Annotated in this window: 25 protein-coding genes and 5 tRNA genes; 20 read left to right on the forward strand and 10 right to left on the reverse strand. The window is 73.9% G+C overall.

Annotated elements, in window-relative coordinates; genetic code table 11:
• Positions 1-311 precede the first annotated feature (311 nt).
• Positions 312-1052, forward strand: coding sequence for an alpha/beta fold hydrolase (locus tag C892_RS29740; RefSeq protein WP_017559805.1), 741 nt, complete (start codon positions 312-314; stop codon positions 1050-1052).
• A 160-nt stretch (positions 1053-1212) separates the two neighbouring features.
• Here the strand turns inward: C892_RS29740 and C892_RS0127315 are convergent, their stop codons facing one another.
• The 3 genes from C892_RS0127315 to C892_RS0127325 all read right to left on the reverse strand — a co-directional run bounded on the left by C892_RS0127315 (position 1213) and on the right by C892_RS0127325 (position 4064).
• On the reverse strand, positions 1213-1995 hold the full coding sequence (locus C892_RS0127315; protein WP_017559806.1) for a class I SAM-dependent methyltransferase: 783 nt from the start codon (positions 1993-1995) through the stop codon (positions 1213-1215).
• Between the two features lie 429 nt (positions 1996-2424).
• Positions 2425-3324 (reverse strand): SDR family oxidoreductase, encoded by a 900-nt coding sequence (locus C892_RS0127320; RefSeq protein WP_017559807.1) that lies wholly within the window; start codon positions 3322-3324, stop codon positions 2425-2427.
• Positions 3321-4064, reverse strand: a complete 744-nt coding sequence (locus tag C892_RS0127325; RefSeq protein ID WP_017559808.1) for an SDR family oxidoreductase — start codon at positions 4062-4064, stop codon at positions 3321-3323. Before C892_RS0127325 ends, C892_RS0127320 begins: the two co-directional genes overlap by 4 nt.
• 72 nt (positions 4065-4136) lie before the next feature.
• On the opposite strand from C892_RS0127325, the gene C892_RS0127330 reads away from it, so the two are divergent.
• The 6 genes from C892_RS0127330 (at position 4137) to C892_RS0127355 (ending at position 8443) form a co-directional block, all read left to right on the forward strand.
• The gene (locus C892_RS0127330) at positions 4137-4925 is read left to right on the forward strand and encodes an enoyl-CoA hydratase family protein (protein ID WP_017559809.1); all 789 of its coding nucleotides are present in this window, start codon (positions 4137-4139) and stop codon (positions 4923-4925) included.
• A 114-nt stretch (positions 4926-5039) separates the two neighbouring features.
• Positions 5040-5891 carry a CoA transferase subunit A gene (locus C892_RS0127335; RefSeq protein ID WP_017541075.1) on the forward strand — a complete coding sequence of 284 codons (852 nt, stop codon included), beginning with the start codon at positions 5040-5042 and terminating at the stop codon, positions 5889-5891.
• Positions 5888-6661 carry a CoA-transferase subunit beta gene (locus tag C892_RS0127340; protein ID WP_017559810.1) on the forward strand — a complete coding sequence of 258 codons (774 nt, stop codon included), beginning with the start codon at positions 5888-5890 and terminating at the stop codon, positions 6659-6661. The genes C892_RS0127335 and C892_RS0127340 overlap by 4 nt, the downstream gene beginning before the upstream one ends.
• Complete coding sequence (locus C892_RS0127345) at positions 6658-7770, forward strand: NAD(P)H-dependent flavin oxidoreductase (RefSeq protein WP_017559811.1); 1113 nt, start codon at positions 6658-6660, stop codon at positions 7768-7770. The genes C892_RS0127340 and C892_RS0127345 overlap by 4 nt, the downstream gene beginning before the upstream one ends.
• A gap of 71 nt (positions 7771-7841) precedes the next feature.
• Positions 7842-8192, forward strand: coding sequence for a hypothetical protein (locus C892_RS0127350; RefSeq protein WP_017559812.1), 351 nt, complete (start codon positions 7842-7844; stop codon positions 8190-8192).
• Positions 8189-8443: a hypothetical protein gene (locus C892_RS0127355; protein ID WP_017559813.1), complete on the forward strand. Its 255-nt coding sequence runs from the start codon at positions 8189-8191 to the stop codon at positions 8441-8443. The genes C892_RS0127350 and C892_RS0127355 overlap by 4 nt, the downstream gene beginning before the upstream one ends.
• Here the strand turns inward: C892_RS0127355 and C892_RS0127360 are convergent.
• From C892_RS0127360 to C892_RS0127370, 3 genes are all read right to left on the reverse strand, one after another.
• Complete coding sequence (locus C892_RS0127360) at positions 8440-9657, reverse strand: acetyl-CoA C-acetyltransferase (protein ID WP_017559814.1); 1218 nt, start codon at positions 9655-9657, stop codon at positions 8440-8442. The two genes, C892_RS0127355 and C892_RS0127360, sit on opposite strands and share 4 nt — an antisense overlap.
• 36 nt (positions 9658-9693) lie before the next feature.
• The gene (locus C892_RS0127365) at positions 9694-10317 is read right to left on the reverse strand and encodes a TetR/AcrR family transcriptional regulator (RefSeq protein WP_017559815.1); all 624 of its coding nucleotides are present in this window, start codon (positions 10315-10317) and stop codon (positions 9694-9696) included.
• 100 nt (positions 10318-10417) lie between these two features.
• Positions 10418-11215: an SDR family oxidoreductase gene (locus tag C892_RS0127370; RefSeq protein WP_017559816.1), complete on the reverse strand. Its 798-nt coding sequence runs from the start codon at positions 11213-11215 to the stop codon at positions 10418-10420.
• Positions 11216-11286: 71 nt separating this feature from the next.
• Here C892_RS0127370 and C892_RS0127375 point away from each other — a divergent pair, with 71 nt between their 5' ends.
• Together C892_RS0127375 and C892_RS0127380 are read left to right on the forward strand one after the other, a co-directional pair.
• On the forward strand, positions 11287-12438 hold the full coding sequence (locus C892_RS0127375; protein ID WP_017559817.1) for an acyl-CoA dehydrogenase family protein: 1152 nt from the start codon (positions 11287-11289) through the stop codon (positions 12436-12438).
• Positions 12438-13661, forward strand: coding sequence for an acyl-CoA dehydrogenase family protein (locus tag C892_RS0127380; RefSeq protein ID WP_017559818.1), 1224 nt, complete (start codon positions 12438-12440; stop codon positions 13659-13661). Before C892_RS0127375 ends, C892_RS0127380 begins: the two co-directional genes overlap by 1 nt.
• 76 nt (positions 13662-13737) lie before the next feature.
• On the opposite strand, the gene C892_RS0127385 is transcribed toward C892_RS0127380, so the two are convergent.
• Together C892_RS0127385 and thrS are read right to left on the reverse strand one after the other, a co-directional pair.
• Positions 13738-14976 (reverse strand): phospholipase D-like domain-containing protein, encoded by a 1239-nt coding sequence (locus tag C892_RS0127385; RefSeq protein ID WP_017541065.1) that lies wholly within the window; start codon positions 14974-14976, stop codon positions 13738-13740.
• A 143-nt stretch (positions 14977-15119) separates the two neighbouring features.
• A complete protein-coding gene (gene thrS / locus C892_RS0127390) occupies positions 15120-17093 on the reverse strand; it encodes a threonine--tRNA ligase (protein WP_017559820.1) in 1974 nt (657 codons plus the stop codon).
• 240 nt (positions 17094-17333) lie between these two features.
• On the opposite strand from thrS, the gene C892_RS0127395 reads away from it, so the two are divergent.
• Entirely contained in the window at positions 17334-18491 is a 1158-nt protein-coding gene (locus C892_RS0127395) for an FAD-dependent monooxygenase (protein WP_239647560.1), read from the forward strand.
• A gap of 281 nt (positions 18492-18772) precedes the next feature.
• Positions 18773-19051, forward strand: coding sequence for a PGPGW domain-containing protein (locus tag C892_RS0127400; RefSeq protein WP_017559822.1), 279 nt, complete (start codon positions 18773-18775; stop codon positions 19049-19051).
• 475 nt (positions 19052-19526) lie between these two features.
• Here C892_RS0127400 and C892_RS0127405 read toward each other — a convergent pair.
• Positions 19527-19600, reverse strand: a tRNA-Val gene (locus C892_RS0127405).
• A 440-nt stretch (positions 19601-20040) separates the two neighbouring features.
• On the opposite strand from C892_RS0127405, the gene C892_RS0127410 reads away from it, so the two are divergent.
• Entirely contained in the window at positions 20041-20460 is a 420-nt protein-coding gene (locus C892_RS0127410; RefSeq protein ID WP_017541061.1) for an SsgA family sporulation/cell division regulator, read from the forward strand.
• Between the two features lie 211 nt (positions 20461-20671).
• Here the strand turns inward: C892_RS0127410 and C892_RS0127415 are convergent, their stop codons facing one another.
• Positions 20672-21514: an aminotransferase class IV gene (locus C892_RS0127415; protein WP_026124675.1), complete on the reverse strand. Its 843-nt coding sequence runs from the start codon at positions 21512-21514 to the stop codon at positions 20672-20674.
• 364 nt (positions 21515-21878) lie between these two features.
• On the opposite strand from C892_RS0127415, the gene C892_RS0127420 reads away from it, so the two are divergent.
• From C892_RS0127420 to C892_RS0127455, 8 genes are all read left to right on the forward strand, one after another.
• Positions 21879-22310, forward strand: a complete 432-nt coding sequence (locus C892_RS0127420) for a roadblock/LC7 domain-containing protein (RefSeq protein ID WP_017541059.1) — start codon at positions 21879-21881, stop codon at positions 22308-22310.
• Positions 22311-22568: 258 nt separating this feature from the next.
• A tRNA-Gly gene (locus tag C892_RS0127425) sits at positions 22569-22641 on the forward strand.
• 60 nt (positions 22642-22701) lie between these two features.
• Positions 22702-22774: transfer RNA gene (locus tag C892_RS0127430), tRNA-Gly, on the forward strand.
• Positions 22775-22816: 42 nt separating this feature from the next.
• Positions 22817-22888: transfer RNA gene (locus tag C892_RS0127435), tRNA-Cys, on the forward strand.
• Between the two features lie 20 nt (positions 22889-22908).
• Positions 22909-22985: transfer RNA gene (locus tag C892_RS0127440), tRNA-Val, on the forward strand.
• 365 nt (positions 22986-23350) lie between these two features.
• The gene (locus C892_RS0127445; protein ID WP_017559824.1) at positions 23351-24022 is read left to right on the forward strand and encodes a response regulator transcription factor; all 672 of its coding nucleotides are present in this window, start codon (positions 23351-23353) and stop codon (positions 24020-24022) included.
• Positions 24023-24166: 144 nt separating this feature from the next.
• Positions 24167-25075 (forward strand): universal stress protein, encoded by a 909-nt coding sequence (locus tag C892_RS0127450; protein ID WP_017559825.1) that lies wholly within the window; start codon positions 24167-24169, stop codon positions 25073-25075.
• A 41-nt stretch (positions 25076-25116) separates the two neighbouring features.
• Positions 25117-25830 (forward strand): CBS domain-containing protein, encoded by a 714-nt coding sequence (locus C892_RS0127455; protein WP_017559826.1) that lies wholly within the window; start codon positions 25117-25119, stop codon positions 25828-25830.
• Positions 25831-26055: the final 225 nt, after the last annotated feature.

Below are 26055 nucleotides of genomic sequence, written 5' to 3' on the forward strand. Positions count from 1 at the left end.
GGGCGGGTCTTCGGAGCGGGCGGTCCTCGTCCGGCCGCCGAACAGCCGGCGGAAACGGAACGCGGCGACGGCCACGACGAGGACGATGGCACCCGCGGCCATCCACGGGAAGCCGCCGTCGTCCTCTGTTACCGGCTCCTCGGAGGCCTCACCGGAGGCGAGGGCCGTTCCTCCCGCCTCCCTCCCGCCCCTCTCCGCGGGCACCGGTGCGTCCGCGCCCGGCAGGGACCCCGGCCCCTCGGCCGACCGCTCCCGGAAACGCAGACGCCCCCCGCATCGCCTACGACCGCGCAGGGCAGGGGCCGCCCCTGGTGCTGCTGCACGGCATCGGCCACCGGCGCCAGACCTGGTACCCCGTGATGCGGGAGCTCGCCGCCCACCACGAGCTCATCGCCGTGGACCTGCCCGGCTTCGGCGGCTCCACGGCCCCCGCCCCCGGCTCCCCCTACGACGTGGAGTGGCTGGTCGACACCGTCCAGCGGATGTGCGCCGAACTCGGCGCGGAGCGCCCGCACGTGGTCGGCAACTCCCTGGGCGGCGCGATCGCCCTGGAGCTGGGCGCGCGGGGCGCGGCCGCCTCGGTGACCGTCTTCTCCCCCGTCGGCTTCGCCCCGACCGGCACCCACACCGGTCTGCGGGCGCTCGCGGCCGGGGCGCGCATGGCCGGGCTGGTCCCCGAACCGGTGCGGGTGGCCGCCGCCGCCAGCCCGCCCGCGCGCTCGATCGCCCGGCGGGTGCTGCGCGGCGACCCCTCCTCGCCCGCCGCGCGCGGCCTGGCATTCGACGCGACCCTGGTCAGCGCCGGTTCACCGTTCGTGCGCCTGGTGCCCCGGGTGGCCGACTACCGGTTCGACCACCGCGAGGTGCCGTGCCCGGTGACGATCGCCTGGGGCGACCGCGACCGCCTGCTGCCGCCCTCGGGCGCCCGCACGGCGCTGCGCCGCATCCCGCACGCCCGGGTGGTGTCCCTGCTGGGCTGCGGGCACATCCCGATGGCCGACGCCCCGCGCCTGGTCGCCGCCGAGATCCTGCAGACCGCCCGCTGCGCGTGATCCGCCGTGGCGGCCCGGGCGCGTCCCCGCCGCACAAGGGTGCAGGGCAGGGGCGCCCAGAAACACGCGGTTTTCCGCCACACGGCGGCCGGTGAGGCGCGGAGCGCCGGGTGCCTGTTCGGCTCGACCGGTCGGCCGGCCGGCCCGTCGGCCCGTCGGCTCAACCGCCGGTGACGCGGATCTTCGACTGCCCGTGGGGCAGCTCCTCCCAGTCCTCCATGAAGGAGGCCTTCAGGCCGTGCTTCTCGGCCAGCGCGATCAGCGTCTCGGTGCGGTAGTAGAAGTCCTCCCGCAGCACGTGGTGCTCGGACCCCTCGGTGCGGTCGAAGGTGAAGTCGAAGAAGCCGCCTGGGGCGAGGATCCGCCCCACGTTCGCCAGGCACTCGTCGATGACCCCGATGGGCGAGTGGGAGAAGACGCTGTGGGCGTGGACCACGTCGAACCTGTCGTCGGGCAGGAACGCGAAGGTCAGGTCGCGCGTCAGGGTCAGGTACGGGAGCTTGTCCTGCAGCCCGCGCTCGGCCAGCACACCGGTGGCCGAGGCCAGGATGTCCGGCGAGATGTCGATGCCGTAGTAGTTGCCCTCGTCCAGGTACTCGATGAACCGCCATCCGGCCCGCAGGTTGCCGCACCCGATGTCGAGCAGCCGGTGCTGCGGCGTGAGCCCGTGCCCGACCAGGTAATCGAACTGCATCTGCCCAAGGGCGAGCCACCGCTTCTCCGACTGGCTGCCCACGGCGGCCTTGGGGTCGCGCGCGGCGTCGGAGGCCATGACGGCACGGTAGTAGGAGACATGGTCCCGGTGGCGGAACCGCAGGGCGGCGTCGCGCAGGGCGCGCGACGCGTAGGGCACCACTCGCCCCGGGTTGCGCAGGGCATAGCGCACCTTGTGGCCGAGGGAGGACCGGTTCGCGGTCAGCGCCCCGGACTTCTTCTCAGGCATCACTCTCACTCCTCACACCGTGTTCACGGTCTCCGGATCCCGGGTCCGATCCTCTACCGCGGACGCCGGGCGGGCCCGCAATGACACGGGGCGCGTACACGTGCTCCGGAGGGAGGGAGCGGGCGGCGCGATGGTGGGGAGGGGCGGCCGCGGTGGGGGGACCCTCGGCGGCCGACACTACTCTCCCTGGGGCCGCGGACGGGAGAGCCCTTGGGGCCGGAACCACTTGCGTGGCGGGCCTTCCCGGCCGGCCGAAGGTTCACCGGTCGGCCCCGGCGCCCACCGATCGATGCGGGCGCGCGTAAGGCGCCGAGCGGCCCCACTCCCCACCCCAATGCCCCAAGGCCGCCCGACCAGGGCGCGCGCTATGCCCGGCGCACCCGGCGTCGGACCGTCGGCCCGACCGTTCCGTCGCCGCCGCCTCCGGCTTCACGCGCCGTAGACCGGCTGGGGCGGGGGTGCCTGGGCCAGGAGTTCCTCGACGGCGCCGCCGACGTCGGGCGGGTACCAGCGGGTCGGGCGTACGGCCTCGGGGCCGGGCCGGTAGCCCTCCATCAGGCGGATGCGCCCGCCCTCCGCCTCGAAGACGCGGCCGCTCACCCCTTGCGCGGCGCCCGACCCCAGCCACACCACCAGGGGTGCGACGTTGGCCGGGTCCATGGCGTCGAAGCCGTCCTGCGGCCGGGCCATCCGGTCGGCGAAGACCTCCTCGGTCATGCGGGTGCGCGCCGCCGGGGCGACCGCGTTCACCGTCACCCCGTACCGTTCCAGCTCGGCCGCGGCCACCAGGGTCAGGGCGGTGATGCCCGCCTTCGCCGCCGCGTAGTTGGCCTGGCCCACGCTGCCCAGCAGGCCGGCGCCGGAGGAGGTGTTCACCACCCGGGCGGCAGGGCGGCGCCCGGCCTTGGCCTCGGACCGCCAGTGGCCCGCGGCCTCGCGCAGCATCAGGAAGTGGCCCCGCAGGTGCACGCGCACCACGGCGTCCCAGTCGTCCTCGGACAGGTTGACCAGCATCCGGTCACGGACGAACCCCGCGTTGTTGACCAGCGTGTCCAAGCGCCCATAGGTCTCCAGGGCCGTGCGCACGGCTTCCCGCGCCCCGTCGGCCGACGCGATGTCCCCGGTGCAGGCCACCGCCTCGCCGCCGCGCGCGCGGACGGCGTCGACGGTCTCCTGCGCCGGGCCGTCCGCGGCACCGGTTCCGTCGCGCCCCACGCCCAGGTCGTTGACGACCACGCGCGCGCCCTGGCGGGCGAACTCCAGCGCGTGCGCGCGTCCCAGGCCTCGCCCCGCCCCGGTGACCAGGGCTGTCCTCCCCGCACAGATCACGGGCGCTCTCCTCTCTCTCGCGCCGCCAGGTAGGCGGGCCGTTCGCCGCCGCCGTGCACCGGCAGGCAGGCCCCGGTGATGTAGGAGGCGGCGCCCGAGGCCAGGAAGACACACGCCTCGCCGATCTCGCGCGGTTCGGCCAACCGCCCGAGCGGCACGGTGCGCCCGGCCTCCGCCACGCCGCGCTCGTCGCCGTAGTGCAGGGCGCTGCGCCCGGTGCGCACCATCCCGGCCCGCACGCAGTTGACCCGCACCTCGGGCGCCCACTCCGCGGCGAGCGAGGCGGTCAGGCTCTCCAGCCCCGCCTTGGCCGCCCCGTAGGCCGCCGTCCCCGGCGACGGCCGAACGGCGCTCACGCTGCCGATGAAGGTGAGCGAGCCGCCGCGCTCGCGGAGCGGCGCGTGGAAGGCCCGCGCCAGCAGCAGCTGGGCGGTGAGGTTGAGTTCGATGATCTTGGCGTGGGTGCGCGCGTCCCCCTCGGCCGCGGGCAGCGGCGGCGCCCCGCCGGCGTTGCCGACCACGGCCTCCGCCTCCCCGGCCTCGGCGGCCAGCCGCTCCAGGTCGCCGGGGTCGCGGATGTCGGCGCGGACGAAGCGCACCCCCGGCGGGAGCTCCGCGGGCGACCGCCGGGCGCAGGCCACCACGTGGGCCCCCGCCGCCGCGAAGGCCGCGCAGATCCCCGCGCCGACACCGCGCACGCCCCCGGTGACCAGCACCGTCCTACCGTCCAGGTCGGCCATCGCGGGCCCCTTCCCGCCGTCGCGAACCGCTGTTACGTTCTTTCTAACAAACGTTTGGTGGAAAGGTAAGGCATGGAGATCTCCACCGGCCTCCACCCGGACGGGACCGCCGAGGTCACCGTCGATGCGCCCCCGGTCAACGCGCTGGGGGCCGCGGCCTGGCACCGGCTGGCCGCCTCGGTGCGCGAGGCGGGCCGCGACCCTCGGGTGCGCGCGGTGCTGCTGCGCGCCGAAGGGCGCGGCTTCAACGCGGGCGTCGACATCAAGGAGCTCCGGCGGGAGGGGCACGCCGCCCTGGTCGCGGTCAACCGGGGGTGCGCGGACGCCTTCGACGCCGTCTACACCTGCCCGGTGCCGGTGGTCGCCGCCGTGCAGGGCCACTGCCTGGGCGGCGGGGTGGGGCTGGCCGGCAACGCCGACATCGTTATCGCCGCCGAGGACGCCTCCTTCGCCCTGCCCGAGGTCGACCGGGGCGCGCTGGGCGCCGCCACGCACCTGCGCCGGCTGGTCCCGGACCACCTGGCGCGCGCCATGGTCTACACCTGCCGCCCGGCGACGGCCGCGCAGTTGCACGCCTTCGGCTCGCTGCTGGAGGTGGTCCCGCCCACGGAGCTGCGCGGGGCCGCCCTGAGGGCGGCCGGGGACATCGCCGCCAAGGACCCGGAGGTGATCCGCCGCGCGAAGGAGTCGCTGAACGGGACCGACCCGGTGGACCCGCGCCGCTCCTACCGCTTCGAGCAGGGGTTCACCTTCGAACTGGCCCTGAACGGCACGGGCGACCGGCTGCGGGAGGCGTTCGCCGGCCAGGGAGCGCGGCCGGGCGCACGCACGGACCCGAACCCGTCCGGTGAAGGCACCTGACCCGCACGGACGGCGGCCACGATGAGCCCGCCGATCAGCGTCCGCCCGGCCGGGGCGCCTCCGTGCCGCTGTGGACGCCCGCACGTCGAGGAGGGCTGACCCCTGGACAAGCTCATGACACCCGACGCGATCGCCGCCTCGGTTCCCGACGGCGCCGTGCTCGGCATCGGCGGCTGGGGCTCGCGCCGCAAGCCCATGGCGCTCGTGCGGGCCCTGTGCCGCGCCCCGGCCCGCGACCTGACGGTGGTCTCCTGCGGCGGCCCCGACCTCGGGCTGCTCTGCGCCTACGGCAAGGTGCGCAGGGCCGTCGCGCCGTTCGCCACCCTCGACTCCATCCCGCTGGAGCCCTGGTTCCGCGCCGCACGCGAGGACGGCCGCATCGCGCTCACCGAGTACGACGAGGGCCTGTTCATGTTCGGCCTCCTGGCGGCCGCCCACCGGCTGCCGTTCCTGCCGACCCCCGCGGGGCTGCACTCCGACGTCATGCGGGTCAACCCCGGGCTGCGCACCGTCCGCTCGCCCTACCCCTCCCCCGGCGGCACGCACGACGGAGACGGCGGGGAGCCGGAGGAGCTGGTGGCGGCGCCCGCGCTGCGCCTCGACGCCGCCTTCGTCCACCTCAACCGGGCCGACCGGCGGGGCAACGGCCAGTACCTGGGCCCCGACCCCTACCTCGACGACCTGTTCGCCAAGGCCGCCGACCGCACCTACCTGTCCTGCGAACGCATCGTCGACCGCTTCGAGGGAGCGGCGCAGACCCTGCTGGTCAGCAGGGCGGCGGTGGCCGGGGTGGCCGAGACCCCGGGCGGGGCGCACTTCACCTCCTGCGAGCCCGACTACGGCCGCGACGAGCGGTTCCAACGCGCCTATGCCGACGCCGCCAAGGACCCGCAGGCCTGGGAGCGCTTCCGCGCCGCCTATATCGACGCCGGCGAGGACGCCTACCGCAGGGAGGCCCTGCCATGACCGCCCGCCCCGTCCCCGCGGATCCCCCCACCCGCGCCGAGGTGGCCGTCGCCGCCTGCGCCGACGCCTGGCGCGGCGACGGCGAGGTGCTCGCCGCCGCCATGGCGCCCTGTTCGGTACTGGGCGCCCGCCTGGCACGCGCGACCTTCTCCCCCGACCTGCTCACCACCGACGGCGGTGCCCTGCTCACCCGCGAGCCGGTGCCCCTCGCGACCGGCGGCGCCCCGGCGGCCGAACCCGAGGCCGAAGGGTGGCTGCCCTTCCGCGACCACCTGTGGCTGGTACTGCACGGACGCAGGCACGTCATGCTCGGCGCCTCCCAGATGGACGGGGAGGGCAGGACCAACATCTCGTGCATCGGCGGCTGGGAGCGGCCGACCTCCCAGCTTCTAGGGGTGCGCGGCTGCCCGGGCAATACGGTGCGCAACACCGTCAGCTACTGGGTTCCCCGGCATTCGCGCCGGGTCTTCACCTCCAAGGTCGACATGGTCAGCGGGGTCGCCGCCGCCGACGCGCACGAGCTCCGGCGCGTGGTCACCGACTTGGCGGTGATGGACTTCGGCGGCCCCGGCCGCACCCTGCGCCTGGTGTCGGTGCACCCGGGGTGCACCGTCGAGCAGGTCCGCGACGCCACCGGGTTCGACCTGGCGCTGCCCGGCGGCGGGGAGACGGCCGTCGCCGAGACCCGGCGCCCCTCCGCCGAGGAGCTGCGCCTGCTCCGCGAGGTGCTCGACCCCCGCAGCGCCCGCGACAGGGAGGTGCCCGGATGACCCGCCCCTTCGGCCCGCGGCCCGACCCGGACTCCGGGCCCCGGCTGGGCCCCGCTCCCGCCCCCGGACCGATGGACACCGCCCTCACCCGGCTGGCCGGGTGCCGCTACCCGGTGGTGCAGACCGGCATGGGGTGGGTGGCGGGCCCTCGCCTGGTGGCGGCGGCCTGCGAAGCCGGCGCCCTGGGCATCCTCGCCTCGGCGACGCTGGGGCGCGAGGAGACGGCGGCCGCCATCCGCGCCGTCAAGCGCCGCACCGACGCGCCCTTCGGGGTCAACCTGCGCGCGGACGCCGCCGACGCCCGCGAACGGGCCGAGATGCTCGTGGCGGAGGGCGTGCGGGTGGCCTCCTTCGCCCTGGCGTCGCGGCAGGACCTGATCGACCTGCTGAAGGACGGCGGGGTCGCCGTCGTCCCGACCGTCGGTGCGCCCCGCCACGCCGAGAAGGTGGCCTCGTGGGGCGCCGACGCGGTCATGGTGCAGGGCTCGGAGGGCGGCGGGCACACCGGCCCGGTCTCCACGACGGTCCTGCTGCCGCGCGTGCTGGACGCCGTGGACATCCCGGTGGTGGCGGCGGGCGGGTTCCGCGACGGGCGGGGGCTGGCGGCGGCCCTGGCGTTCGGGGCGAGCGGGATCGGCATGGGGACCCGGTTCCTGCTGACGTCGGACAGCACGGTCCCCGACGCGGTCAAGCGCGCCTACCTGGAGGCCGAGGACACCGTGGTCACGCGCGCGGTCGACGGCCTCCCCCACCGCGTGCTGCGCACACCCGCAATCGAGGCCCTGGAACGGGCCGGCGGGCTGCGCCGCCTGCTCCTGGCCCTGCGCAACGCGCGCGCGTTCCGCACCGAGGCGGGCGCGGGGTGGGCGCCGTTGCTCCGGGAGGGGTGGGCCATGCGCCGCTCGACGGGGGCCGGCCTCGGCCGGACGCTGATGGCGGCGAACACCCCGATGATGCTGAAGGCCGCCATGGTCGAGGGGCGCACGGACGCCGGGGTGATGTCGGCGGGCCAGACCGTCGGCGCGATCACCGACCTCCCGAGCTGCCGCGACCTGGTCCACCGAACCGTCCGCGAGGCGCGCAGGGCGCTGGTGCGGCTTCCCGTTTGATCCTTCAGCTGCACTGCGCCGACGATAGACTCGGGGAACACCGGATCCGGTGGGTGCGAAGAGGAGGGGACATGGGCGAGCCGGCTTTCAAAGACCCTGGTCATGTGCTGATCGAACAACCGGCGCCCACCCCTGCGGCCCTGCGTGCGGCAGTCGCCCAGATCGCACCGTCCCGTCTACCGGAGCTGACCTCCCACCTCTTCGAAGCGATCACCAACGCCGACAAGACGGGATCATGGGCCCCTGTTCGATCCTTTACACACCACTGGTCCACGTTCGTCGCGATTGCCCGGTTCCCTGAGAGGGCCAACCGCCTCCGGGAGCTCGAAGCGGTCGTGAGCAGCGGCTCATCCGAGTCCCGCGAGGCCATCAGGGAGATCCGGCGTATTCTGGCACAGGCGGAAGCAGAAGTCACTCCGTGAACAACTGGGGATACGCCTTCGAGCCTGCCGACCTTTGCACCGGACTTCCCGTCGGAGCCGTCGCAGAAGTCGAGAGGCTGGCCGCTGAACTCGCAGCGCTCGGCGCCGACGCCGATACCGTCGGCCGGCCGGAAGACCGGGTCGGCGGACTTCGACAGTTCACCCTTTTCGAAGGACGGGGCTTCTTCTCGTACCTGGTCGACCGCCACCACGAGGACATCGTCATCGTCCAGGTCGTCTGGTTCGGCTAGGGGACACCTGCGGACCCGACCCGCTCGATCACGGTCACGTTGGCCTGGCCGCCGCCCTCGCACATGGTCTGCAACCCGTACCGGCCGCCGGTCCGCTCCAGCTCGTGCAGCAGGGTCGTCATCAGCCGCGCCCCCGTCGCCCCGAGCGGGTGGCCCAGGGCGATCGCTCCCCCGTTGGGGTTGACCCGCTCCGGGTGGGCGCCGGTCTCCTTCAGCCAGGCCAGCACGACCGCCGCGAACGCCTCGTTCACCTCGACCGCGTCCATGTGGCCGATGGACATCCCGCACGCCTCCAGTGCCCGAGCCGTGGCCGGGATCGGCGCCGAGAGCATCCGGATCGGGTCCTCCCCCAGCACCGACATGTGGCGGATGCGCGCCCGGGGCACCAGGCCGTGCTCCTCCAGCGCGCGCTCGCCCGCGATCAACAGCGCCGCCGCCCCGTCGGTGACCTGCGATGCCGTTGCGGCTGTGTGCAGGCCGCCGGGCACCAGCGCGGGGAGCGCGGCCAACTTCTCCCGTGAGGTGTCGCGGCGCGGGCCCTCGTCGGCGGCGACGCCGTCCACGGGCACGGTCTCCCGCGCGAACCTCCGCTCGTCGGCCGCGCGCACCGCGCGCCGGTGCGACTCGACGGCGTAGTCCTCCAGCTCCCCGCGCGCCAGCCCCCAGTCGCGGGCGATCGCCTCCGCCCCCGCGAACTGCGACACCGGCGCGTCCCCGTACCGGCGCCGCCACCCCTCAGAGCCGCCGAAGGGGCCGAGGAGGGCGCCCGCCCCGGCTCCGCGCCCCTCCGGCCCCTCCGCGCGCGCGAGCGCCTCGCCCGCCCTCATGGCGGCGCCGATCGGCACCGCCGACATGCTCTGCACCCCGCCCGCCACCACCAGGCCGACCGTCCCCGCCATCACCGCCTGCGCGGCGAAGTGCACGGCCTGCTGGCCCGAGCCGCACTGCCGGTCCACGGTCACCCCGGGCACGTGCTCGGGCAGCCCGGCGGCCAGCCACGCGGTCCGCGCGATGTCCCCGGCCTGGGGGCCGAGCGCGTCGACGCAGCCGAACACCACGTCGTCCACCGCCCCCGGGTCGGCCCCTGAGCGCTCCATGAGGGCGGTGATCACCCGGGCGCCCAGGTCGGCCGGGTGCACCCCGGCCAGGGCCCCGCCCTCCCTCCCCCGGGCGACCGGGGTTCGGACCGCATCGACGATGAAGGCTTCCGGCATGGTGCGCTCCTTGAGGGGGCGAGGAGGGAGCGGACGTCACTCGCCGGGCGCCTGGATGCCTTCCAGGACCATGGCGAGGTACTGCTTGGCGATGTCGGAGGCGGGCAGGCGGCCGTGGGGGTCGTACCAGTTGGCCGCCACCCAGACGGTGTCGCGGATGAAGCGGTAGACCAGGGAGGCGTCCAGGTCGGCGCGGAACGCGCCTTCCTCGGTGCCCCTCCTGAGCAGCTCCATCCACATGGACCGGAACCTGGTCTGGGACTCGGTCAGGTAGGCGAAGCGCGGGCTGAGCGCCAGGTGCCGGGACTCGTTCTGGTAGAGCACCACCGCGGGCCGGTGCCGGTCGATCGACGCGAACGAGGCCTCGATCAGGCGCTCCAGGGTGGTGCGGGCGTCCTGGCCGTCGGCGAGGATGCCGTCGTAGGCGGCCCACAGGTCGTCCAGGAATCCCGAGAGGATCTCGTCGGCCATCGCCTCCTTGGAGTCGAAGTGGTAGTAGAGGCTGCCCGCGAGCATGCCCGCGGCGTCGGCCACCTGACGGATGGTGGTCGCCGCGAAGCCCTGCCGGGCGAACACCTCCGCCGCCGTCTCCAGGATCTCGCTCCGCCGCCGCTCCCTCGCGGCCGCGGTCCGCTCGGCGTCCCTGCGCCGTGGGCTCATCGTTCGTCGCCTTCGTATCGGTCGGTCGTGTCCGTCGGTCCGGTCGGCCCGGGCGGCCTTACAGTGCCGTCGTCGAGATCGACGACAGGTGGGGCGGGGCTCACGCGCGCTGGCTGGAGACCGGCACCACTTCTCCTGTCATATAGGACGCGTAGCCGCTGGCGAGGAACACGATGACATTGGCGACCTCCCAGGGCTCGGCCGGCCTGCCGAACGCCTCCCGCCCGGCCAGCTCCTCCAGCATCTCCTGAGGGGCGGACTTCGCGAGGTTCTCGTGCATCGCCAGGCTGGGGGCGACCGCGTTGACGCGCACCCCGTGCGGGGCCGCCTCCATGGCCGCGCACCGGGTCAGGGCCATCACCCCGGCCTTGGCCGCCGCATAGTGCGCCTGCCCCGGCTGCGCCCGCCACCCCAGCACCGAGGCGTTGTTGACCACGGTGCCGCGCCCGCGCGGGCACATCCGCCGCAGCGCCGCCCGGGTGCAGCGCATGGCGCCGGTGAGGGTCACGTCGAGCACCCGGGACCACTCGGCGTCCTCCATGCGGGCCAGGGGCGCGGTCCCGCCCAGCCCGGCGTTGTTCACCACCACTTCCAGCGGGCCGAACCGCGCCTCGGCGGCGTCGAAGGCGGCCCGCACCTGCTCCTCGTCGGTGACGTCGCACGGTGCCGCGGCGACGCGGTCGGCGCCGAACTCGGCGGCCAACGCGCGCTCGCACTCGGCCAGGCGGCGCTCGTGCGCGTCGCTGACCAGGACCCGCGCCCCCTCCGCCAGCAGGCGCCGCGCGGCTGCGCCGCCGATGCCGGTCCCGGCGGCGGCGGTGACCAGGGCCGTGCGGCCGCGCAGCAGCCCGTGGGCGGGCGGGGGCACCGGCGGGCGTCCGCGCTCGGGGTCGACCATGGGGGTACCCTACCAAACGATTGTTAGAAATAATGGGCGGGTACCGCCCGACCCGACGCGGAGGGGCCGCCATGGACCTCGACCCGACCCCCGCCCAACGCGCGTTCCGCGACGAGGTGCGCGCCTGGCTGCACCGCAACGTCCCGGACCGCCCGCTGCCGCCCATGGACGGCGCCGAGGGCTTCGAGGCCCACCGCTCCTGGGAGCGCACCCTGGGGCGGGCCCGCCTGTCGGCCGTCACCTGGCCGGCCCGGTACGGCGGCCGCGGCGCCGGCCCCGTCGAAGGGCTGATCCTCGACGAGGAGTACCACGCCGCCGGCGCCCCCGAGCGCGTCGCGCAGAACGGCATCGCCCTGCTCGGGCCGACCCTCCTGGCGCACGGCACCCCCGGGCAGTGCGCACGCGTGCTGCCCGCGATGGCCTCCGGCGAGGTGATCTGGGCCCAGGCCTGGTCCGAACCGGGCGCAGGCAGCGACCTGGCCGCGATCCGCTCCCGGGCCGAACGCGCCGAGGACCCCGAGCGCGGCCCGGGCTGGCGGCTGTGGGGGCAGAAGACCTGGAGCTCACGGGCGGCCTTCGCCGACCGCGGCTTCGGCCTCTTCCGCACCGCCCCCGACCGCCACCGCGGCCTGACCTACCTGATGTTCGCCCTGGACGCGCCCGGGCTGACCCGGCGCCCGATCCGCCGCCTGGACGGCCGGCCCGTCTTCGCCGAGCTGTTCTTCGACGGCGTGTTCGTCCCCGACGCCGACGTCATCGGCGCCCCCGGCCAGGGGTGGCGCATCGCCATGGGCACCGCCGCAGGCGAACGCGGCACCGGCCTGCGCGGGCCCGGGCGCTTCTGCGCCTCGGCCCGCCGCCTGGACCGGCTGCGCCGCGAGCGGGAGGCGCCCGCCCACGGCGCGGCCGGCGACCGGGTCGCCCGCGCGTGGATCGGCGCCCAGGCCTACCGCCTGCACGCCTACGCCTCGGCCTGCGCCCCCGAAGCACCGTCGGCGGGCGAGGCGAGCATGAACAAGCTCTTCTGGTCCGCCCTCGACACCGACCTGCACGAGACCGCCCTGGACCTGCTCGGGCCCGAGGCCGAACTGGACGGGGACTGGATGCACGGCCACGTCTTCGCCCTGGCCGGACCGATCTACGCCGGAACGAACGAGATCCAGCGCGACATCGTCGCCGAACGCGTCCTGGGCCTGCCCCGGCCCGGCAGGAGTGAACGCTGATGCACTTCGCCCCCACCCCCGAGCAGGACCTGTTCGCCCGCACCCTGGACGCCCTGCTCGGCGCCGACGAGCCGGGCGCGGCGGCGCGCGCCTGGGCCCGCGGCGACCGCGGCCCCGGCGAGCGGCAGTGGCGGGGCCTGGCCGAGGCGGGCCTGTTCTCCCTCGCCGTGCCCGAGGAGCACGGCGGCGCGGGGCCGCTGCCGGTCGAGCTCGCCCTGGGCATGATCGAGGCCGGGCGGCACGCGGTGCCCGGTGCCCTGGTCGAGACGGCGGCGGCCGCGCTGCTCCTCGACGACGACGCGCTCCTGGAACGGATCGCCACCGGACGGCTCGCGGTCTCCGTGGCCGTGCCTCCCTGGGCTCCGCAGGCCCTGGACGCCGACCGGGCCGGCGCGGTGCTCGTGGTCGCCGCCGGGCGGCCGCACACGGCCGACCCCGTCGAACCGCTGGCCTCCCTTGACCCTGCCCGGCGGCTCTGGCGGGTCCGCAGGGGCGCCCCGGTGCCCGCGGGCCCACTGGCCGGGTGCGCCCTCGACCTGGCGGTCCTGTGCTGCGCCGCGCAGGCGCTGGGCGTCGGTCAGCGCCTGCTGGAGAGCACCGTGGACCACGTGAGGACCCGGCGGCAGTTCGGCCGCCCGATCAGCGACTTCCAGGCCGTGCGCCACCGGCTGGCCGACACCGCGACCGCCCTGCACTTCGCCCGCCCGCTGGTGCTCGGGGCGGCGGCAGCGTTCGACTTCGGCCCTGCCCACGGGAGGCACGGGTCCTCTGCGGCAGACGGCGCGCACGGGGCCACCGGCGCGCACGGGGTCACCGGTGTACGCGGGACGGCCGGGGCGCACGGTACGACGCGCGCCCGGGACGTCTCCGCCGCGAAGGCCGCCGCCTGCGACGCCGCGCACACCGCCGCCCGGACGGCCCTGCAGCTGCACGGCGCCATCGGCTACACCGACGAACACCCCGCGACCCTGTGGATCCGCAAGGCCCACACCCTCCGCCGCGCCTGGGGCACCCCGACCGCCCACCGCACCCGCGTCCTTGAGGCCCTGGACCGGGAGGCCCTGGACCGGGAGGCCCTGGACCGGGAGGCCCTGGACCGGGAGGCCTTGGAACCGGTCGGCCTCCCCGGGGACGGCCCCGGAACCGACGGCGCACGCGTCCCACCCGGTTCCGCGCCTGTCCAGCCCCCTGAAAGCCGAACGAGCCCGAGGGGACGCCTCTGAGCACCGACCACCGATCACCGCCCCGCGCTCCCTGTAGTCCTCAACGGACCACCCACCGGGACCGACATGGGCGCGCTCAGAAGAACGGGCGCAGCGGGCCGATGATGCGTTCGGTGAGTTTGGCCAGCAGGGGCCTGCGGTTCCAGGCGGTCTCGCTCAGCGGGCGGGCGTTGGCGATGTCGTTGGCGAAGACCTCTTCGAGGTGGCCGGCCATGCCGTCGTCGAAGATCTCCACGTTGATCTCGTGGTTGCCCGTCAGGCTCAGCCGGTCGATGTTGGCGGTGCCCACGGTGGACCACCGCCCGTCGATCGTGGCGGTCTTGGCGTGCACCATGGCGCCCTGGAAGCGCCACAGCGTCACCCCGCCCCGCAGCAGCGACGCGTACAGCCCCCGGGAGAGCCAGTCGGCGACCACGTGGTTGGACTCGGCCGGGACCAGCACCCGCACGTCCACCCCGCGCCGGGCGGCGGCCGCCAGGGCGTCCACGATCTCCCGGTCGGGCAGGAAGTAGGCCTGGGTGATGTAGATGTGCTCGCGCGCGCGGTCGATCGCGTCCAGGTACATCCCCCGGATGGGGTAGACGAACAGGTCCGGCTGGTTGCGCTGGGAGCGCACCGCCGGCGTCCACTGCGCCTCGCCGAACGCCGACAGCCGCGGCTGGGCCGCCTTCCGGTACCGGTTCCAGAACTCGCAGAAGGCGTTCTCCAGCTCCCAGACCGCCGGTCCGGCCAGGCGCAGGTGGGTGTCGCGCCACTCGGTGGCGTAGGCCGACCCGACGTTGTAGCCGCCCACGAAGCCGACCTCGCCGTCGACCGAGAGGATCTTGCGGTGGTCCCGCCCGAGCTTGCGCACGTCCAGCAGCAGCACGCCCGGGTGGACCACGGGGAACCGCAGCACGTTCACCGACGGCGGGAAGCGGAAGAACGAGCGCGGGACGACCAGGTTGGCGAACCCGTCGTAGATGACGTGGACCTCAACGCCGCGCTCGGCGGCGGCGATCAGCTCCCGCTTGAACTGGCGCCCGACCTGGTCGCCCTTGACGATGTAGGACTCGAACAGGATCCGCCTGCGCGCCCCGCGGATCGCGTCCAGCATGTCGGAGAAGAGGTCTTCCCCGTAGGTGTAGGTCGTCACGAGGGTCTCGCCGACCGGCAGCTCCTTGGGAGCGGTCCGGGGGAAGTGCGCCCGCCGCGGCCGCACCCGCTTGCGCCACAGGTCGATGGCGACCAGCCCCAGGACCGCGGCCGCCTGGGCCGCGAACAGCCCTGCGATCAGGCGTCTGACCACGGTGATGACCGTCGTTCTTCGTACCATTGCGTCAGTCTCCGGTCCGCGGACCGCCCGACCGGCGTCGGACGGTCACCAACGCTACCGTCCGCACCCCCTCGGCGCCGCGCACCGCGACACGACCGTGTCCCCTCCGCGGCGGCGGAGGGGACACGGTCCGGGGCCGCGCCTCAGCGGCGCTCGCGCACGGCGGCGATGATCTCCTGCGCCGCCTCCTCCAGCGGCACGCCGTTCTTCTGGGAGCCGTCCCGGTAGCGGAACGACACCGCGCCCTTGCCGATGTCCTCGTCGCCGGCCAGCAGCATGAAGGGCACCTTCTGCTTCTGGGCATTGCGGATCTTCTTCTGCATCCGGTCGTCGCCGGAGTCGACGTCGAACCGGATGCCCTCGCCCCGCAGCCGCTCGGCGAACCGCTCCAGGTAGGGCACGTGCTCGTCGGCGATCGGGATGCCCACCGCCTGCACCGGGGCCAGCCAGGCCGGGAACGCGCCGGCGTAGTGCTCCAGCAGTACCGCGAAGAACCGCTCGATCGAGCCGAACAGGGCGCGGTGGATGACCACCGGCCGCTGCCGGCTTCCGTCGGCGGCGGTGTACTGCAGGTCGAAGCGCTCGGGCATGTTGAAGTCGACCTGGAGGGTGGACATCTGCCAGGTGCGGCCGATGGCGTCGCGCGCCTGCACCGAGATCTTCGGGCCGTAGAAGGCGGCCCCGCCCGGGTCCATGACCAGGTCCAGCCCCTGCTTCTCGGCGGCCTGGCGGAGCGCCTCGGTGGACTCCTCCCACACCTCGTCGCCGCCGACGTACTTCTCCGGGTCCTTGGTGGACAGCTCCAGGTAGAAGTCGTCCAGCCCGTAGTCGCGCAGCAGGTCCAGCACGAAGGTCAGCAGCGAGTCGAGCTCGCCGGCCATCTGCTCCTTGGTGCAGTAGATGTGCGAGTCGTCCTGGGTGAAGCCGCGCGCCCGGGTCAGGCCGTGCACCACGCCCGACTTCTCGTACCGGTAGACGGTCCCGAACTCGAACAGCCGCAGGGGCAGCTCCCGGTAGGAGCGCCCGCGCGCGTCGAAGATCAGGTGGTGCATCGGGCAGTTCATCGGCTTGAGGTAGTAGTCCACCCCGTCGTCGAGCTGCATGGGCGGGTACATGCCGTCGGCGTACCAGTCCAGGTGGCCCGAGGTCTCGAACAGCTGGGCCTTGGTGGCGTGCGGGGTGTTGACGAACTCATAGCCCGCCTCCTCGTGCCTGCGGCGCGAGTAGTCCTCCATCTCCTTGCGGATGACACCGCCCTTGGGGTGGAAGACCGCCAGCCCCGACCCGATCTGGTCGGGGAAGGAGAACAGGTCCAGCTCGGCGCCGAGCTTGCGGTGGTCCCGCTTCTCGGCCTCCTCCAGGAAGGTCAGGTAGGCCTTGAGGGCGTCCTTGGACTCCCAGGCGGTGCCGTAGATCCGCTGGAGCTGGGGGTTGGTCTCCTTGCCGCGCCAGTAGGCGGCCGCGGAGCGCATCAGCTTGAACGCCGGGACCGCCTTGGTGGTGGGCAGGTGCGGGCCCCGGCACAGGTCCTTCCAGCACAGCTCGCCGGTGCGGGGGTGCACGTTGTCGTAGATGGTCAGGCCGCCCTCGCCGACCTCGACCCCGGCCCCCTCGGCGGCCTCGTCCGCGCCGCTCTTGAGGCCGATGAGCTCCAGCTTGTAGGGCTCGGTGGCCAGCTCGGCGCGCGCGTCGTCGTCGGAGACCTCGCGGCGGTCGAAGCGCTGGCCCTGCTTGACGATCTCCTGCATCTTCTTCTCAAGACGCTTCAGGTCGTCGGGGGTGAAGGGCTCGGCGACGTCGAAGTCGTAGTAGAAGCCGTTCTCCACGGGCGGGCCGATGCCCAGCCTGGCCTCGGGGAACAGCTCCTGGACGGCCTGGGCGAGCACGTGCGCGGTGGAGTGGCGCAGGATCGCGCGCCCGTCCTCGGAGGAGACCTCCACGGGCTCGACCGCGTCCTGCTCGGACAGCTCCCAGGCGAGGTCGCGCAGCTCGCCGTTGACGCGCGCGGCGATCACGGTCCGGCCGTCCGCCTCCAACGCCTGGCCGGCCGTCGTCCCCGCCGCCACCGAACGCTCGGTTCCGGCGAGGGTGATACGCAGCTCAGGCACGGCGGACACAGTGGCTCCTCAAATCGCTTGCCGGATCGTGGTCGGGAGGGGCCCACGGCGCACCCGGGACCGGCCCCGGGGCGCATGCCGCCTCCCACGCCCGATGCTATCGGTTGGCCGGGCCGGGACCGGCCGTCCGGAGCCGATCGACGCGCGGTAACCGGGCCGGTCGCACGGGTATGCAACGGGCGGGGACCGGAACCGGACACCGGCGGACACTCGGCAGGACGGGGGCACAGGGTGCGCATCGTGATCGTCGGAGCGGGCATCGCCGGGCTGACGCTGGCGCTGGCGCTGCACCGCTGGGGCCGGCGCTGCGTGGTGCTGGAGCAGTCCCGCCACTTCACGCCGGTCGGCGCCGGGGTGCAGCTGGCGCCCAACGCCACGCGCCTGCTGCTGCGGCTGGGGCTGGGCGAGGCGCTGGCCGCGGCCTCGGTGCGCCCGGCCCGCCGCGAGGTGCTGGAGGGCGCCGACGGCCGGCTGCTGCACGCCTTGACGCTCGGCGAGGAGGCGGAGAAGCGCTACGGCGCGCCCTTCTACACGCTGCTCCGCTCCGACCTGCACGCGATCCTGCTCGATGCGGTGCCGCGCGGCACCGTGCGCCCCGAGCACTACGTCACCGACATCCTGGAGAACAGCGACGAGGTGGCGCTGCTGTGCGCGGACGGCCGCCGGGTGCACGGGGACGCGGCGATCGGCGCCGACGGGGTGCACTCCTCGATGCGGGCGCTGCTGCGGCCCGAGCACCAGCGCCCCTCCGGGCAGAGCGTGTACCGCGGGCTGGCGCCCGGGAGCGCGCTGCCCGCGGCGGTCGCCGACCCCGGGGTGCGGGTGTGGGTGGGGCCGGACCGCTCCTTCACCCGCTACCCGGTGGCCGGGGGGCGGCAGGTCAGCTTCAACGCGCTGGTGCCCGCGGGTGAGCCTGGCGCCGAGTCCTGGACCGCGGGAGGGCGTGTGGAGGTGCTGGCCCGGGCCTTCCGCGGCTGGGTCCCGGAGGTGCTGGAGACCCTGGGCGCCGCCGAGTGGGTCGGGGCCTGGGGACTGCAGGACCGCGCGCCCGTCCCGGCCTGGACCAGCGGCCGCGTGGCGCTGGCGGGCGACGCCGCGCACCCGATGCTGCCCTTCTTCGCCCAGGGCGCCGACCAGGCGGTGGAGGACGCGGTGGTGCTGGCGCGGTGCCTGTCCGGGGCCACGGCGCTGACCGTGGGGCCGGCGCTGTCGGCGTACGCGCGCGCCCGCCGCCCGCGCACCGACCGCATCCACGCCCTGGGGCGCGGCGCCATGGAGGTGCTGGCGCAGGAGGGCGGGGTGCCCGACGCGCGGCCCGGGCTGCTGGCCGACGTGGAGTTGGAGAACGCGGACTGGGTGTACGGGCACGACGCGGGGGCCGGGGCGCCCCTCCCCTGAGGAGCCGCGGCAGCGGCGGGGACGGCGGCGCGATGGCCGGTCGGGGCGGAAGGGAGGGGCCCAGACACGCCGATTCGCGGCCGCGTCGTCGCCGGTCAGCGGGCGGTTCTCGCAATCGGTCCGATTCCCGGGCTTGATCAGGCCGATATCCTCTGCGCATGCCCAAGACCCCACTGGCCGGCCTTGAAGATCAGCCGGATCCGTCGGGATCGCGCCCCTCGCCCGCCCGAACGCGCCACTGGCGCCGCCTGAGGGCACGCCTGCGCGTCTGGCGGATGCGCATGCACGCCCACCCGGTGCTCCATCTGACCTGGCGTTCGGTGGTCGCCGTCGTCGGCTCCTCCGTGCTGATCGCCGGGATCATCATGTGCGTCACCCCGGGTCCGGGGATCGGCGGCATCCTCATGGGCCTGGTGATCCTCTCGACCGAATTCTCCTGGGCCAGAGGCCTGCTGCGCCGGGCACGGGTGTGGGCACGGCGCGGCAGGGACAAGGCGATCGAGGCCGATCAGAAGCGCCGCGCGAAGCGCGCGCTGCGCAAGAAGGCCCACCGCTCCTGAGGGGCGGTAGGCCGGGGGCCCTGTACGCGCCTCAGGGCGTCCCGCACGGGGCGACACGCCCGGCGCACACCCGATGCTTTCGGCACGCCCGCCGACGCGGCTCCCCTTCTGGGCGCGGAGCGGAGAAGACGCGGACGGGAGCGGTGCGCGCCCCTGCACCGCGGCTCGGGGACGCCGCTCCGGGATTCGGGCCGCATCTTTCCGGCCGCCGCCCGCCCTCAATGGCCCGTGCCCCGCCCCACGCGCCCCAGTGGGGCCGTTGCGCACCTTGCTCGCTCCGAGGCCGAACCGTTCGCCTCCAACGCTGCTCTGAACGCGCGGAAGGAACCGTCGACGGGCACGCACGCGGCGGCCGCCGTTCGGCTCCGGCGCGGGCCGGACCGGGGCGGCACCGGGACGCGGCGCCCGGCGGGAAGGCCGAAACCCCAAAGAAAAAGGCCGACTCCGTGTGAACGGAGCCGACCTTGATCCCAGGTGGGCGATACTGGACTCGAACCAGTGACCTCGTCGGTGTGAACGACGCGCTCTAGCCAACTGAGCTAATCGCCCTGGTGTCTCCCGCCTGTCCGGCGGGGCGAACAATGAAAACTCTAGCGCATCCGACAGGGTGCTCGTGCAACCCGCGCCCCCCAGGAGGGCGGTTCGGGGTGTGATCGAGGTCTCATCGCTGGTGCCGCCCGGCCGTTCATGGGCACGCAAAACGTGAAACCCCTTCGGTAAAGGGGATGTGAACGGCCGGTGGCGAGGAGGGCCGCCACACCCCTCCGGGCACGTGACGCGGCACACAGATCATCCGGAAATTCCTGGTTTCCGCAGCTCATTACAGTGACGGAGGATCGGCGAGGCTCCGCTTGGGCACCTCTTGGCGATCCGATGGCAAAAAGTCCCGCGGTTACGCGTCATACATCGCGGACGGCCGCGTTGGAGCGGGTGAGACGGCACTACGGACCCGCGCTCCGCGGGGCCGGACGAGAAAAGGTTTGGCGAACATGAACAGTAGCGGCACCACCGCCAGCGCCGAGCTGGGCCTGCGGCTCGTGGTCCCCGACCGCACCTCGGTCCCCCTGGTCGCACGGCTGGACTACACCGCCGACGACCCCTACGCGATCAAGGTGGCCTTCCACACCGGCGAGGACGAGCCGGTCGAGTGGATCTTCGCCCGCGAACTGCTGACGGTCGGCATCGTGCGCCCCGTCGGCGAGGGCGACGTCCAGGTGTGGCCCTCCAAGGGCGGCGACGAGCGCACCGTCAACATCGCGCTCTCCTCGCCCTTCGGCCAGGCGCAGTTCGACGCCCCGGTGGCCCCCCTCGCCGAGTTCCTCCACCGCACCTACGAGATCGTCCCGGCGGGTGAAGAGGGCGGCCACATCGACCTCGACGACGAGATCGAGCGCCACCTGTACTCCTGACGTCCGGCCCGCGCCCGCCGCCCCGGGGCCTACGGGAGCGGTTCCGGGCCAGTGCGGGCGCACCCGGACGCGGGTACGCCACACATGCCGTGGGTGGTTTACCCACCGCGTTGCGTGACAAAACGCCATCGGGACGAGATATCCGCCCGAATACGGACGAGTGCCGCGGACCCCGGGGGCCGCGGCACTCGTGTTCCGTCAGGGCCCCGCCTCAGGGGTCCGTGTCCGCCGCGGAGCGCTCCGCGAAGACCTCCGCCGCCTTGCGGGTGACCGGACCGGGGGCGGCGGGCAGGTCCCGCCCGTCGATGGCGCTGATCGCCTGCACATCGCGGCCCGTGGAGGTCAGGAAGGCCTCCGAGACGCGGGCCAGGTCGGCCATGGGGACGTCGGCCTCCTCTCCCCCGGCCCACTCCAGCACCAGTTCACGGGTGATGCCCGCGAGGGGGCCGGCCGACAGCGGCGGGGTGACCAGGCGCCCGTCCAGGACCACGAAGATGTTGCTCCCGGTCCCCTCGCACAGGTCGCCCTGGGTGTTGGCGAACACGGCCTCGCTCGCGCCTCGGTCGTGGGCGTACTTCAGCGCCAGGACGTTGTCGGCGTAGGAGGTCGTCTTCAGCCCCGCCAGGGCGCCCCGCTCGTTGCGCGGCCAGGGCACCGTCTGGACCGGCACGGTCGACGGGATCGGCGGGAAGGGGCCGATCCCCACGATGTAGGTCGGCTCGCCGCCGCCCCGCTCCGACCCCAGCGGCGCCGGCCCGCCGGTCATGGTGATCCTGATGCGCGAGGGGTCGGTCTCGGGGTTGGCCTCCACGGCGCGGCCCACCCCCTCGGCCAGCAGCTCCAGGTCGGGCTCGGGCAGCCCCAGACCGGCGGCCGACCGGGCGAGCCGCCGCAGGTGCCGCGAGAGCGCGAAGGGTCGGCCCGCCACCCCCTTCACGGTCTCGAAGACCCCGTCCCCGACGGTGATCCCGTGGTCGAGCGCGGGGATCCGGGCCTCCCCCTCGTCCAGGACCTCTCCGCGGCCGAACCCCGCGCCCGCGATCCACACCCGCATGGCCTCCACCCCCACAGTCGCTGCATCCTTACCGGCCGATCCTGCCACGCGGCCGGCCCGCGTGCGGGGGATCGGGGCGGGATGGGGTACGGCCGCCGCGGCGGGCACGCAAGCCCCGTGTCCGGCATTGGCCGGACCCTCGGCACGGAAAGGGCCCGTGAGTACCGTGACCGCTGGGTAACCGGGGTCTCCGGCGCCTCCCGCACCACGGCGCACCACCCCGGCACGGCGGCGGAAACCGGCCCCACGGGTTACGAATGGCTATCATCTGGGCAACGCTTATGGGGATCCCCACCCACGGGCGCCGCCCGGTGGGCCTGGACGGTCGGCCCACGAACCCACCCCACGACAGAGCTTGAGAGTTATGACCACACGGAGCACCGCCCCTGGCGAACTGAGCTGGCTTCTGGACGACCTGCTCACACGCGCTCAAGGAACCCGGCATGCCATCGTCCTGTCCACCGACGGCCTCCTGATGGCCTCTTCGAGCGGGCTGGACCGTTCCGCGGCCGAGCACCTGTCGGCCATCGCGTCCGGACTGCACAGCCTCGCCGGCGGCGCGGCCCGGCAGTTCCAGGCGGGAGACATCCGGCAGAGCATCATCGAGATGGACGGGGCCTTCCTGTTCGTCGCCGCCGCCGGGGAGGGGGCCTGCATGGCGCTGCTGTCGGACACCGACAGCGACGTGGGGCTGATCGCCTACGAGATGAACAAGGTGATCGAGCGGGTGGGCCAGTACCTGTCGGCCCCGCCGCGCCCGGACATGCCCGGCACGCCCGCACGCGCGGAGAGGTAGACCCCTCCCCGCCGCTCCGGGCGCGCCCGCGCACACCCGCGCGAGCGCGCCCACCCGCAAGGGCAGCACGGGCAGGCGGGGCGAGGGGCGCACCCCGCCCGGAGAGCCCTCACCACCCCCTCCCCGACCCCCGCGTGACCGGGGCCCGACCGGCACGCGCCGATTCCGATTTCGCACTGGCGCCGAGTATCCGCTAGAGTTCAGGACATCGCAGAGAGGCGACCGGCCGGGACACCGGCCCGGATCACTCCCTCCGATGCGGACGTGGCTCAGCTGGTAGAGCATCACCTTGCCAAGGTGAGGGTCGCGGGTTCGAATCCCGTCGTCCGCTCTGGACCGCCCCGGCGGTCCGCAACAAGAGAAGGTGCACGGAGTTCCGCTCACGTGACACGCGGACGTGGCTCAGCTGGTAGAGCATCACCTTGCCAAGGTGAGGGTCGCGGGTTCGAATCCCGTCGTCCGCTCGGAGAAGCCGTATGGGGCACTCGAATGGCCGCACGGCTCATGGCGGAGTGGCCGAGTGGCTTAGGCAAGGGACTGCAAATCCCTGTACACGGGTTCGATTCCCGTCTCCGCCTCTAGACGTACCGATCCACTCGGGCGGTTAGCTCAGTTGGTTAGAGCGCTACCTTGACACGGTAGAGGTCACAGGTTCGAATCCTGTATCGCCCACCAGCATCACCGCAGGGCGGGACCGTACAACGGTCCCGCCCTGCGGTCGTTTCCCCCGTCGATGGAGACGGCATGGAGACGATCTTCCTCCGGCACCGTCACGGGCCCCTCCTCAAATCCAGGGCACGGCAGTACGCGTCCGCCGTCCCCGATGCCGCCGCGGCAACTCACTCTGATCACGCCCGGCCGGCGGAGCGCAGGGCGTCGCTGCGCGCGCGTCAGAGCGTCGCAAGGCGGAGCACTGGAGCAGCCGCCATGAGAGGCATAGGCTCGTATGAGCGGCGGTGCACCGGGATGGTGTCCGGCGCGACGGATACGGGATCGCACGGTGGGCGATCACCCACCACGATCGAACGGGGTGACGCGCCATGACCGCTGAGCAGACGATCCGGGTGTTCCTGGTGGACGACCACGACATCGTACGCCGCGGAGTCGGGGCGATGATCGAGAAGGAATCCGACATGGAGGTCGTGGGCGAGGCCGCCGACGCTTCCGGGGCGCTCGCGCGCATCCCCGCGGTCGAACCCGACGTGGCCCTGCTCGACGTGCGCCTACCGGACGGCAGCGGCGTGGAGGTCTGCCGCGATCTGCGCTCACGGATGCCCGGCCTCGCCTGCCTCATGCTCACGTCCTACGCCGATGACGACGCCCTCTACCAGTCGGTGATGGCGGGTGCCTCCGGGTACGTGCTCAAGCAGATCCACGGCGGCGACCTGCTCGGCGCCATCCGCACCGTCGCCGCGGGCGAGTCGCTCCTCGACCCCCGCAGTACGGCGCGGATCCTGCGCCGCATGCGCGAGGAGGCGGAGCGCGAGGACCCGCTGGCCGCGTTGTCGGACAAGGAGCGGAGCATCTTCGAGCAGATCGGTGAGGGGCTGACCAACCGCCAGATCGGCGAGCGCGTCTTCCTGTCCGAGAAGACCGTCAAGAACTACGTCTCCAGCATCCTGTCCAAACTGCAGATGCAGCGCCGGACCCAGGCGGCGGTGTACGCCGCCCAACTCAAGTCCGAGGAGTCGCGCGGCGGCGGAACCTACTGAGCGCCGCCTCCGAGAGCGGCGTTCCGAAGTCCCTCCGGAGCAGTCGCAAGGTCCCGACACCCTCCCCCGTTCGCCGCTGCCCCCGTCCCCTGCCGCCTCACTAGCGTTGGTACCGACAGCTCCGGTGAACCGAGTGAGGCAGTGATGAGCAAGCGACCCGATGCGCCGGTACTCGCGGCGGTCGACGGAACCGAGGCGAGCCTGCGCGCTCTGGACTGGGCGGCCGATGAAGCCCTGATGCGCGGGCGGCGACTGCGCATCGTCTACGCCTTCGACTGGCCGCTGTACCACAGAGTGCCCGCGGGCCTCCCCGGCTTCTCGTTCGACGAGCTGGGGCGCGGCGTGGTCGAGGAGGCCGCGCGGCGGGCCGCGGAGCGCAGCGCCGGCCTGGACGTGGAGACCGCCTACAAGGTGGGCGATGCCGCTCCGATCCTGCTCCTGGAAGCGGCCGAGGCCGAACTCGCCGTCGTCGGCTCCCGCGGGCAGAGCCGGCTCGGCGCGGTGATGCTGGGGTCGACCGGCATGGAGCTGGCGGCGGCCGGCCGCTGCCCGGTGGTGGTGGTCCCCGACCGCGCTCCCAAGCCGCCGGTGCAGCGCATCGTCGTGGGACTCGACGGGTCCGCCTCCGCGCGTGCCGCCGCGGACTGGGCGTTCTCCGCCGCGGCCGCACGCGGGGCGGTGCTCCGCGCGGTCATCGCCCACCGCGCAGTCGCCCAGAACATCCTGGGCTCGCCGGGAGCCTCGGTCCATGAGGCCGCCCACGCCGAACTGGCGGCCGCCGCTGCAGAGGCCCGCCGACTGCTCTCGGAGTCGCTCGCCGGGCTCCGCGAGCACTACCCGCAGGTCGAGGTGGAGGAATCGGCGATCCCGGGGCACCCGGCACAGGTCCTCGCCGATACCTCGGCCGGCGCCGACCTGCTGGTGGTGGGGAGCCGCGGACGCGGCGGCTTCACGGGCATGCTGTTGGGCTCGGTGAGCCAGTCGGCCCTCGTGCACAGCACGGTCCCGGTCGCGGTGGTCCACACTGCCCCTTCCGGCACCGACACCCGCTGACCTGCCGCACGGAGAACGAGGACGAGGACGAGGAGCAGACCATGCCACGGACCATCGCCGACGTCATGACGACCGAGGTCGCCTCGGTCAGCGAGGAGACAGGGTACCGGGAGATCGTACGGACCCTTCTGGAGCGGAACGTCAGTGCCCTTCCGGTCGTCGGTGCCAGCGGCCGCGTGCTCGGTGTGGTGTCCGAACAGGACCTCCTGCACAAGGAGGAGTTCAAGGACACCGAACGCGGTTCCGACTACCGGCCGCCCCTGCGGGCCCGGCTCCGCTCCCGGCTCACGGGGACCGGTGTGCTGGTCGAGCGCTCCGATGAGAAGGCCGCCGCCACCACGGCGGCCCGGCTGATGAGCAGCCCGGCGATCACGACCACGCCGGACTCCCCCCTCGTGGAGGCCGCCCGGCTCATGGAGCTGCGCGGGGTCAAGCGCCTGCCCGTGGTGGACGGCGAGGACCGGCCGGTCGGCATGGTCGCGCGCCGGGACCTGCTGCGGGTGTTCCTCCAGGACGACGAGACCGTCGCCGAGGCGGTGAAGGAGGAGATCGGCTTCCTCACCCGCACGGTCAGGGGGTCCGACCTCTCCTTCTCGGTGGCGGACGGAACCGTCACAGTGACCGGCAGCGTCCACCACCGCAGCACGGCGCACACCCTGGGCCGACTGCTCCGCCGGATCGAGGGCGTCGTCGCCGTGGAGGACAAGGTCACCTGGGAGGTCGATGACCTCATGCCCCCTTACTCCGGACTGTGAGGACGGCAGCGGCGGGAACCCGGCCACGCTCCAGGTGGCAGGGCTCCCGCCGCGCCGTGCTCCGGTCGGGAGCGATCCCCCTCTCCGAGCCGCCGGGCTCACCCCCGTTCGGCTTCTCTGGCCTTGGGCACGAACCGGAGCCGACCGCCCTCTGTGCTCGTGCCGCCATCCGGCCCTCGGCGGATGCTTTCAGCGGTCTCGGACAGGACGTCGCCCGCTGAGGTC

The sequence above is a fragment of the Nocardiopsis baichengensis YIM 90130 genome (genome assembly GCF_000341205.1).
Taxonomy (GTDB): domain Bacteria; phylum Actinomycetota; class Actinomycetes; order Streptosporangiales; family Streptosporangiaceae; genus Nocardiopsis_A; species Nocardiopsis_A halophila.